Source organism: Sphingomonas rhamnosi (genome assembly GCF_036663615.1).
Lineage (GTDB): Bacteria > Pseudomonadota > Alphaproteobacteria > Sphingomonadales > Sphingomonadaceae > Sphingomonas.
Genome location: NZ_JAXOJJ010000021.1, coordinates 1 through 9832 on the forward strand (window position 1 = coordinate 1; position 9832 = coordinate 9832).

Sequence of the window (9832 nt, forward strand, 5' to 3'; positions counted from 1 at the left end):
CTGTGATCTGCACCACCGCGTCACGCTTGAACTCATCGCTGAAATTGGGCTTCCCCATCGTCGCCTCCTGTTCTCAAAATTAGGATTGAAGGCGTCCAGAAATCTAGGGGCTATTCAAGGTTCGTGCCCGCAGGAAGCAGACAGTCAGCTTCCAAGTCACAACCGGCAGCGCCTTTTGGGGCCGCTTCTCCGAGTTTGGCACGGAACACGAGCCCGCCCGCCCCTGGTTCAAGCCCGCACTCGATCAGGTGGCCGGGAAGGTCGTCGAGACGATCGGCACAGAACTCAAAAAAGCGATCGAAAAGGCCGCTAGAAAGGCCAAAAAGTGATCGAAGCGACACTTACATCCAAAATCGCAGCAATCTGTCCGCAGACATATCCAGTCGTAGTTCCCAAGGGAAAGAAGGCTCCGTTCGTCACTTACACGCGGGTTTCCACGCCCCGATTGCGCGACTTCAACGGCCCCACAGGCATGGCCATGCCCACCTTCCGCGTCGATGCCTACGCCCTGGACTTCGACGAAGCCAAGTCGATCGCAAACCGCATTCGCCTAGCCCTGGACGGCTACCGCGATGCCGAAATCTCGGACTGCAATCTCATTAACGAACAAGACTTGAGCGACCTCACCAGCAATGCCGACCTCACGCGCATCCAGTTGGAGTTCAAGATCACCCACTCGGAATAGGTCGAGGAATAAGTAATGGCACGGCCCTCTTTTGTTGGGGTCACTGCCCAATAAAAAGGAGAGCCAATAATGGCCACAGGAATCAACACAGCCGGCACAAAGCTGGAAATCAACACTACGGCCGCGATCTACGTTCAGGTCAAGGGCTTCACCGACTTTGCCGGTCTTGGCGGCGGCTCCGCTGCCGTAATCGACACCACGGACTTTGATAGCACGGCCAAAGAGAAGTCGATGGGTCTGCCCGACGAGGGTCAGATTTCCGCCAGCTTCATCTTCATCGCAAAAGATCCCGGTCAGGTTGCCGTTCGCGCTGCTCGCGGCACTCGCGCAGCTACCAAGTTTCGTATCACACTCATCGACGGCACCAAGTACGACTTTACGGCTTACGTTCTGACCTTTGAGCGTACCGGCGGCCAGGATGATGTCGTGAAGGCATCCGCGAACCTGGAAGTCACTGGCGCAGTCGTGGAAACGGCAGCGGTATAATCCATGCCCAAGCTGTTTAACCGAGCAGATTGTTTAGCGGCTAAACTTCCGCACGTTGATGTCCTCGTCCCAGAAATGGGCGAGGATGTCGCGGTCCGCATTGTGCAAATGAGCGTCAACACCCGCTCCACATACCTGGAGCGCATCAGGCTGCACCGCCAGGAAATCAACGCCTACGACGACGACCAGGACAAGCCAGAGGACGAACGCAAAGGCTTGGCGCACCCTCCAGAACTAGACACTGCAGTCCTCTCCATCGTCATGAGCGCAGTCGATGAGGACGGCGAACGCCTGTTCACCGACGCCGATATGCCGATGTTTGAAACCTGGTCCAGCAACGCGGTAACGCGTCTGTACGAGGCAGTCCTTTCGATCAACGACTACAGGCGCTGGGCCGTAGAAGCCGTTGAACTCGAAAAAAAAGGCTGAGGGATAACCCCTTACGCCGTTTCCAATTCAGGCTTGCGATGGGTCTGGGAAAGACCCTCGCAGAGCTTGAACACATCCCACATGACGAGCTGGTTGGCTGGCAGGCGTTCTATCACCTGGAGCCCTGGGGCAGCGTAGCGGACGACCATCGCGCGTCGGCGCTGCTCGACCTGACCTGGGCAGTTCACTCCAAGCCCAACAATGATCCACCCCGTTGGTTCGACCGCGATCCCCAGGCGCACGTCAAACCCGATCCCACGCCGGAAGAGCTAGCCGACAAGGTTCGCGACTTCTTCATGGGCAAAACGGTCAAGGTCGCACCCCCGGAAAAGAAGCCGCGCAGAGCACGCAAGGACAAAGGCTCCAAGCGTGCCCCGAAGACCACCCCGCCTCCCGCTAAGTAAACGACAGAACAAAGAGCGCGGGAGACGCTTACATGGCACAACAAATCGGCTCGCTATATGCGAGCATGTCGCTCAACAGCGCCAGCTTCATTAGTGGACTGGAGCGCGCATCTAAAGCGACCGACCGCGCAACTAACAGCATCAACAAGGCGATGTCCGGCACCGCTAACGCGGTCAAGGGCTTCCTCGCCGTTATGGCCGCCGGCAAGGCGATCGATGGCGCAAGCGAATACCTCCGCATTGCGGATTCCGCCAAGAAGATGGACGCGCAGCTAAGGCTCGCCACGGCTCAATTCGGCAACATGGGCGTGGCGCAGCAGCAGGTCCACGAGATTGCGAAAAACACGCGATCCGGCCTGGAAGAGACGACAAGCCTCTACAGCAAGATGCTCGTTGCATCGAAGGACTTGGGCCGGGGTCAGCTTGACGCAGGGCGCGCGACGGAAACGTTCAGCAAGGCTCTCAAGATCGGTGGCGCGGACGCCGCAAGCTCTGCCAGTGCCACATTGCAGTTTGGCCAGGCGCTTGCGTCGGGCGTGCTGCGCGGTGACGAATTTAACAGCGTCAACGAGGCCAGCCCTCGCATCATGCGCTTGCTCGCCGAGAGCATGGGTCAGCCCGTGGGCGCGCTTCGCAAAATGGCCGAAGAAGGCAAGCTGACCAGCGACGTGCTGTTCAAGGCCCTCACGGACCCCAAGTTTACCTCCGGTATCGATGCGGAATTCAAGGAACTGCCCGCCACGTTCGAGCAGGCCAAGGTTCTGATCGAGAACGGCCTAACCGACATGATCGGCGCGTTCGATCGCGGCTCCGGCATCAGCGACGGCATCGTGGACGGCCTGGGTGAAGGCACGACCATGATGGATACGCTTGTTCGATCGGCCGAGCAGGCCGGTGCGGATATGCGCGCGGAATTCGCCGGTCTCCATGACGCATTCGTGCCCATGCTGGATGGCGGCACGGGCGTACTCGACGCCCTGGGCATCAAGGTTCAATCATTCCACGATCAGGTGCTGAGCATCTTCAGGAGCATCGACCGAGCAGCCAATATCTACATCGACGCTGACAACTGGGGCACCAAGATTGAGAACGGCTTCAAGCGTGGCATGAACCGCGCGATCGATCGCGCAGGCGGCGGTCAGCACTTCAACGAAACACCTCTCATGACCCGCAGTAATCTCGCGGGCAACTACGAGAAGGGCTATCAGGAAAGCCGCGTTAAAAGCGCCCGTGAGCGCCTAGTCGATCGCGTCCGCCGCTATGGCACGGACCGTGATTTCACGGGCAAGGGCATGTCCGACCAGGAGGTGCTCAAGTACAGCAAGACGTTCAAATGGGCCAAGCCCACCGCAGGCACGGGCAAGCCGACCTACACCCCGCCGCCCAAGGCCAAAACCAAGGGCGGAACCGATAAGGCAAAGAGCGACGCCGACAAAGCCCAGAGGGATCAGGAGCGCGAGGTCGAACGCGCACGTCGTGCCCTAGAGGCCTTCACCGCCGACAAGAACCGCAGCGAGGGCGCAGAACTCGACAGCAAGGCCGCGTTGGCTTCGACGGCCCAGGAGCGGTTCAACTTCGAACGCCTGGCGCTGGAGCAGGACAAGAAGACCCGCCTCGATCAAATCGACAAGGACGGTCCCAAGGGCAGCAAGCGATACACCGACGCACAGGTTCTCGAACTCAAGGCGATCGAAGAGCGGATCGATACCAACAAGCGTCAGTCGATCACGCTGAAAGAGGCCGAATTCAACGCCCAGGAGGAGTTGAAGCTCAAGTCAGCATCGCTGGCCAATGCCGGGGACTTGGCCCAGCTGCAGGGCGGCATGGCACTCACGGCGAAAGACCGCCGCGCTTCCGACCTTCGATTGCTCGACTTGCAGATGCAGCAAGAAAAGCTGGCGCTGGATGCCATCATCGCCAGCCGCGATAGCACGGATGCTGACAAGAAGATCGCACAAGCGCGTCTCGCCATGCTGCCCACTTTGCGTGCTGCGCAGGGCAAGCAGGTCGAGAAGCAGGCGATGGGTCCGCTCGAGAGCTACCTCAATCAGATCCCCCGCACTGGCGATGAAATCAACGAGGCCCTAGAGAGCGTTGAGGTCAACGGCCTGGAGAGCCTACAAAGCGGCCTCCTGGATGCGATCAAGGGCGTCGGCTCCCTGGGTGATGCGTTCGGCAACATGGCAGATGCCGTGATCGACGGGCTGTTAAAGATTGCTCTCCAGCAGATGCTAATCAAGCCGTTGGGCGACCTGTTGTTTGGTGGTGGCGGTAGCGGCGGGGGCGGTGGCCTGTTCGGTTCCCTGGTATCCGGCCTCACAAGCGCGCTGACAGGTAAGCCCACGACCGGCAAAGCCAACGGCGGCATGGGTAACACGGGCCGTTACCTCGTCGGTGAACACGGCCCGGAATACCTGGATATTGGCGGCCCGTTCTTCGTCACGCCCAACTCCAAAATCGCCCCGGATCACGGTGGAACGGGCGTCACCGGCAAGGCCAACGGCGGCATGGGCAACAAAGGCCGCTACCTTGTTGGTGAGCATGGGCCGGAATATGTCGATGTCGGCGGTCCCTTCCACGTAACCCCGAATAGTAAGCTGGACCCTGTGCGCGGTGGCGCGGGCGGCGGGCTCAACGTCACCTTTGGCAGCATCATCAGCAACGATCCCGAAGCCGTGAAGGCGATGGCGTTGCAGGCGATTACGGAAATGGCCCCCATGTTGGCCAAGCAGAGCAGCGACCTGACGATGGGAAGGCTCCAGCGTCCGAGAATGTAACGGCATTTGATAAGTATCAAATGCCCACCTATCCGCTATCATTCCCGGCCAAAGCCGTCGCCCGCGAAAAGCTTCAACTCAACTATCGCCAAGCTGCGATGGAGAGCCCGCACACCTTCGCATTCCAAGCCGTCAACACAGCGTCCCAGTGGGTTTTGGAGGTCACATGGCCTCGCATGACGCATCCACAGGCTCAGGTCGTGCAGGGCTGGATTAACAGCTTGCAGGGTCAGGTCGGCACGTTCCGCTATTCGCCCCGCAGTAGCGTCAACAATCCCCTCACAGGGCGCACGCTGACATCCGCGGCGTTTGGCTACTCCACTACAACCCGATTGTCGGGATGGGCGGCAGCGGGCACCAGCGGGCTTTCCGTGGGGCAGTTTTTCAGCCTCGGTAGCCAGCTTCTGCAAGTCACCGCCGCGCCCACCGTCGCGGATGCCAACGGGCAGGTTCTGATCGAATTCGCACCGATGCTGCGCAGCAGCTTCACGGCCGGCGCAGCGGTCAATTTCGCCACACCTAGCGGCGTGTTCCGCATGACCAGCGCCGAAGGTCCAGCCTTCACCCTGGACACGGACAAGAAGCCCGAATTCCCAACCCTCTTGGCCAAGGAGGCAATCTAATGCGCCCCGGCACAAACTCCGATATTCTCGCCGCGCTTGAGGCCGCTGGCATCACCACCTGCGTGCTCGGCAGCTTGGAGTTCAAAAGCGAAACCGTAAACGTATGGACCGGCGCGCATCCGCTCACAGTGCAGGGCAGCGCCGACAGTACCCTGGACGGCAAGACGTTCGATCCCCTGGTACACGGCGTGGTCCTGAATATCGGTGACAATGCGTTCTCCATGTCGGGATCAGAGGCGTTGAAGATCAGCCTCGCCATCCCGAGCGCACCCAGCCAGGCCATTGCCGCCGCATCCGTCTTCCCGGATGAGTATCAGGGCCGCAACTCTACACTGTGGAGGGCAATCATGATCGCACCTCCCGGCGTTGGTACTCCACCAACCTGGGCATTCCGTCGCATCCGCGCTGGCGCGATGGATACCGTAGAGATCAGCAACGATGGCCTGTCCCACACCTTTACCCTGAGCATTGAGGGTCATGCCTCGCTTATCAGCAACGCAAGCGGCTCCACGTACATGGACCAGACGCGCTTCGACCCCACCGATACCAGCCAGGATTATGTCGCGTCGTGCGCCAACGGTGAGCCCGCTCCGGCGAAGGTTTCCGCGGGCGGATGGCAGGGATTGGCGAACGATCTATCGAACCAGCAGAACGCCGACTGGCTGTTCCGCTGATCCTTAACATAGCTGATCGGTTCTCAATTAAGCGTGGGTCACCAGAAACGCAGTGATGCGAGCAGACTGCTCTAGCGGAAGCGATGACACGCCCTCCAACATAGCAATGCCCAGTTTGCATTGTAGCGTTTCCGACGAGCGAGCCAACTCGGCTGGGGCAGCAAAAATACGAATTTCTGCATCCGAAACCCCCTTGGCCTTCATACTAGAAACCATCGCCAGCGCGTCCGCTTCCGGCAGATCCTTCAAGTCTCGGCCGGCGGGCGCCCTGCGGCCCGCGGCAATTCCCGTCAGCTGCGCCGTTACCGTCTCGCCTAACTGGTCAAGTACGGTTTGCGGTGGAATATCGGTCGGTTGCAAGCCCGTCATTACAAAATGCGCGCACAGTTTAGGGCTGACAGATGCCAGGGTTCTGGCCAATTTCAGCTGCTGGTAATTGTACATTTGTAGATCGCTGCTTGGTGCCTGACCAAGTTCTTGGACGTGCTTCGCCGCGAACTGCCTCATCAAGTTACTTGAGTTCTGCCGCACTTGCTGACGATCGACCCCAGCACGCATATCACGCGTCATAGCTGACGCAAAGTCCTCATACTGCGCAGGAAACTCACGCCTCATTGTAATGAACATATTTGCCAAGCTAGGCTGAGTGAGCTGAACCTCGTTTAACATATCGTCGAAGTTAGCGGTCTTTTTACGGTACTGTGCAAAACCAAATGAAATTGCGGAACTTATTAAAAATGCGGCAATAATACTGGCGCCGACCCGGACGATCTTTTTCATGATCGAGCTCTGCTCGCTATCATCCCGATACGACATTCTGCGTCACTTTTCCCCAGTTCAAGATGCTTCGCTTAATCATGTTCATTGACGCAAGGCAACGTTCGACGACGGCCTAATAAGTCTCTCCGAAACCTGCCTAGCTAAGTACTGGATGCTTACGACATCCCCACTTAGCCGCGCTCCCGATTGGGAAGAGCGCACAGCCGTTTACCTCGACCGCGTAGCCGACCAGCCCTTCAAATGGGGCGAACACGACTGCGCGCTGTTTGCCGCTGGCGCGATCAATGCCATGACGGGCACTGACCCAGCAGCCGATCTACGCGGGATTTATACGGATCGCGCCAGCGCAGCGGCGGCGCTCAAAGACCACGGCGCCGGCACCCTGCTCAAGACCGTGACGGCATGGCTTGGCCAGCCCAAGCATCCGGCATTCGCGCAGCGCGGCGATATCGTGATGAAGGACCGCACGACACTTGGTGTCTGCGTCGGTCTGCATTCCTGGTTTGTCGGTGAAGAGCATGGCGTGGACGGCCTAGTCGCCATCCCGACAGCCAACTGCACCAAGGCGTTCACTGTCCCTTACTCGGCTCCGGCCTCCAGCACGGAGGTCCGCGCCGGTGAGTAAAATTGTAAAAACAGTCATAGTCGTAGCCATCGCGGTCGCGATCGTCGTCTTTGCTCCTCAGATTGCCGCCGTGCTGGCATCGGTCGCCGGCTCGATCGGCATCACCGTCACGGCGGCGGTCCTTACATCGACGCTGATCGGCATGGGTATCAGTCTCGCGCTGACGGCTACGATGTCGCTGTTCCGCAAGACGCCCAGCATGTCGCAGTCGATGGTCGACCGGCTCAACACGAGCGTTGTCCCTACGGCTGCTCGTAAGATCATCTTCGGCACCACTGCCGGCGGATCGGACGTTCGCTTCTTCGAAGGCGAAATCGATCTGCCCTCGACCAAGAAGGACGGTTACGTTCAGGTCATCGCGCTGGCCAGCCATCGCATCAACGCGCTCAAGCAGTTCTACGTCGAAACCGACCTCGTTTGGCAGGACGGCGCATTCGTTGCCAAGCGCGAGGGCTTCGCGTCCAACAACCCATTTCGCGTCGTCACCGAAGGCCGTCCTGGCAACGGATTCCCGGTTGGTTCGGGGCGTTACTGGAACGCGAGCGCCAGCTTCACCGGCTGCGCCTATTACGTCCCGTTCTGGAAGCTCGACGAGGAAGTCTGGGAAAGCGGCCTGCCGCAACGCCTCACGGCTGTCGTGGAAGGTTGCCCTCTCTACGATCCCCGCCGTGACAGCACGCGCGGCGGGTCAGGCCCTCATCGCTTCGACAACCAGAACACGTGGGCATTCCGCGACGGCTCAGTTGAAATCGGCCGCAACTCCGCGCTTGCGCTGCTCACCTACCTCATCGGCTGGAGGATCAACGGCAAGCTGGTTTGGGGCATGGGTATCCCCGCCAACCGCATCGATTTCGACAACTTTCGTACCTACGCTAACCTCTGCGAAGAGCGCGTTGCTGCGCTCGATGGCACGACCGTCCAGCGGTACATGGCTGACGGCATCTATTCGACTTCGGATAGCCACGAGACCGTAATCAACAGCCTCACGGCGACGATGGGTAGCTGCAAGCTGACCGATCGCGGCGGCACCTACAATATCGTCGGCGGCTACGACGACACAGCGGGTCCCAAGGTCGCGTTCGACGCAGACGACCTCGTTGCGCCCGCCAACGGCTCCAGCCCCTACGTATGGAACCCAGCGCCGGCATCGCGCGAGCGTTTCAACATCGTCCGTGGTCGCTTTGCCGATCCAGCGAACCTCTACCAGCTTTCGGACTGGGGCGACCCCATCGAGCAGCCTGCGCTTGCCGATGGTGTGCCGCGCACGCTGTCCCTGGACTTGGGAGCCGTCTCGAGGGCTGAAACCTGCCAGCGTATCGCCAAACAATTCTTGCTCCGCGAATACCTCTGCCCAGGCATGTTCAGCGCGACGTTCGGCCCCAAGGCGTTCGCCGTTGAAATTGGATCCGTCATCACGCTGTCCCTGCCCAGTGAGGGTTGGAACAACAAGCTGTTCCGCGTCATGGATCAGGCCGAAACGCACGACCTGTTCTTCCAGATGACGCTCCGCGAGGAAGACCCGGCAATCTACGCCTGGGACCGCGAAGAGAAGCCTTTGCCCGTCAGCATCCGTCCGCAGGGTTACGATCCTACGGCGACGATCATTCCTGCCGATCTGGCTCTTACGAGCGCCAGCTACGCGGGAGCCAACGGCGTCAACGTCTCGGAGGTCAACGTCAACTGGACGCCCGAAATGAGCGGGCGCGTATCGGGCATCCAAATCCAGAGCCGTCCCGAAGGCAGCGAAGCATGGTCCGAACAGGCCGCGCTCTTCGATCCCAAGATTGGCACATTCACATTCACGTCCAACGCTCCCGGCATCACCGTCGAGGTGCGCGCACGGTTCCGCATGAGCAATGCCGTGTACTCGCTCTGGGTACAGGCCAGCGTTGCGACCGCGCCCGTCACCATCGTCGCGGATTGGGAGAACGTCACCGACGAGAATGGCACTCGTCCCGAAGACAACGCGACTGTTGGCGCGCCCGTGGGAACCAACATCGGTGGCCGTCCCGTCACAGAGGTTCTGAACGATCTGGATCAGGTAAAGCAGACCGCCCGCGATACCGACAAAGCCGCAGAGAAGATCGTTGCAGACTTAAACTTCAACTCCGACAGCATCCTCGAACAGATAATCCGTGGGGACAATTTCCAGGCTCTAATTGCCGCACGGACACTCCTGAATGGGAAGCCGGTCAACACCGTCATACTTGATGTTCAGGACGAGGTTGTCAGTGGGCAGCCCCCACCGGGTGGTCCGGATAGATAGTTAGTGCATTGTTGTCTCCGCCGCCATTGCCGGGCGTAGGTGGAGCGAAGCGGAGCCGGAGGCCGGCAATGGTGGTGTCGCGG

The 9832-nt window shown here is 59.8% G+C and carries 10 protein-coding genes and 2 pseudogenes; 10 read left to right on the plus strand and 2 right to left on the minus strand.

All coding sequences use genetic code 11. The features are described 5' to 3' along the window. Positions 1 to 152: 152 nt before the first annotated feature. The 8 genes and pseudogenes from U1701_RS18860 to U1701_RS18465 form a co-directional block, all read left to right on the plus strand. Positions 153 to 329: pseudogene (locus U1701_RS18860) on the plus strand (HK97-gp10 family putative phage morphogenesis protein); the annotation flags it as partial. Continuing rightward, positions 326 to 685: a tail completion protein gp17 gene (gene gp17, locus U1701_RS18435; protein WP_332784021.1), complete on the plus strand. Its 360-nt coding sequence runs from the start codon at positions 326 to 328 to the stop codon at positions 683 to 685. The pseudogene U1701_RS18860 and the gene gp17, both read left to right, overlap by 4 nt. Before the next feature lie 69 nt (positions 686 to 754). Beyond that, entirely contained in the window at positions 755 to 1171 is a 417-nt protein-coding gene (locus U1701_RS18440; protein WP_332784022.1) for a phage tail tube protein, read from the plus strand. 3 nt (positions 1172 to 1174) lie between these two features. Further along, positions 1175 to 1600 carry a hypothetical protein gene (locus U1701_RS18445; RefSeq protein WP_332784023.1) on the plus strand — a complete coding sequence of 142 codons (426 nt, stop codon included), beginning with the start codon at positions 1175 to 1177 and terminating at the stop codon, positions 1598 to 1600. A gap of 38 nt (positions 1601 to 1638) precedes the next feature. Then, positions 1639 to 2004, plus strand: a complete 366-nt coding sequence (locus tag U1701_RS18450) for a phage tail assembly protein T (protein WP_332784024.1) — start codon at positions 1639 to 1641, stop codon at positions 2002 to 2004. A 32-nt stretch (positions 2005 to 2036) separates the two neighbouring features. After that, the gene (locus U1701_RS18455; protein WP_332784025.1) at positions 2037 to 4781 is read left to right on the plus strand and encodes a tape measure protein; all 2745 of its coding nucleotides are present in this window, start codon (positions 2037 to 2039) and stop codon (positions 4779 to 4781) included. Positions 4782 to 4801: 20 nt separating this feature from the next. Then, the gene (locus U1701_RS18460) at positions 4802 to 5404 is read left to right on the plus strand and encodes a hypothetical protein (protein ID WP_332784026.1); all 603 of its coding nucleotides are present in this window, start codon (positions 4802 to 4804) and stop codon (positions 5402 to 5404) included. Further along, complete coding sequence (locus U1701_RS18465) at positions 5404 to 6078, plus strand: hypothetical protein (RefSeq protein ID WP_332784027.1); 675 nt, start codon at positions 5404 to 5406, stop codon at positions 6076 to 6078. Before U1701_RS18460 ends, U1701_RS18465 begins: the two co-directional genes overlap by 1 nt. Before the next feature lie 27 nt (positions 6079 to 6105). Here the strand turns inward: U1701_RS18465 and U1701_RS18470 are convergent, their stop codons facing one another. After that, the gene (locus U1701_RS18470; protein ID WP_332784028.1) at positions 6106 to 6858 is read right to left on the minus strand and encodes a hypothetical protein; all 753 of its coding nucleotides are present in this window, start codon (positions 6856 to 6858) and stop codon (positions 6106 to 6108) included. Positions 6859 to 7009: 151 nt separating this feature from the next. Here U1701_RS18470 and U1701_RS18475 point away from each other — a divergent pair, with 151 nt between their 5' ends. Both U1701_RS18475 and U1701_RS18480 read left to right on the plus strand, forming a co-directional pair. After that, positions 7010 to 7483 (plus strand): DUF6950 family protein, encoded by a 474-nt coding sequence (locus U1701_RS18475; protein ID WP_332784029.1) that lies wholly within the window; start codon positions 7010 to 7012, stop codon positions 7481 to 7483. After that, positions 7476 to 9749: a phage tail protein gene (locus tag U1701_RS18480; protein WP_332784030.1), complete on the plus strand. Its 2274-nt coding sequence runs from the start codon at positions 7476 to 7478 to the stop codon at positions 9747 to 9749. Before U1701_RS18475 ends, U1701_RS18480 begins: the two co-directional genes overlap by 8 nt. Here U1701_RS18480 and U1701_RS18485 read toward each other — a convergent pair. Further along, a pseudogene (locus U1701_RS18485) lies at positions 9750 to 9832 on the minus strand (integrase catalytic subunit); the annotation flags it as partial. It abuts the gene before it with no gap.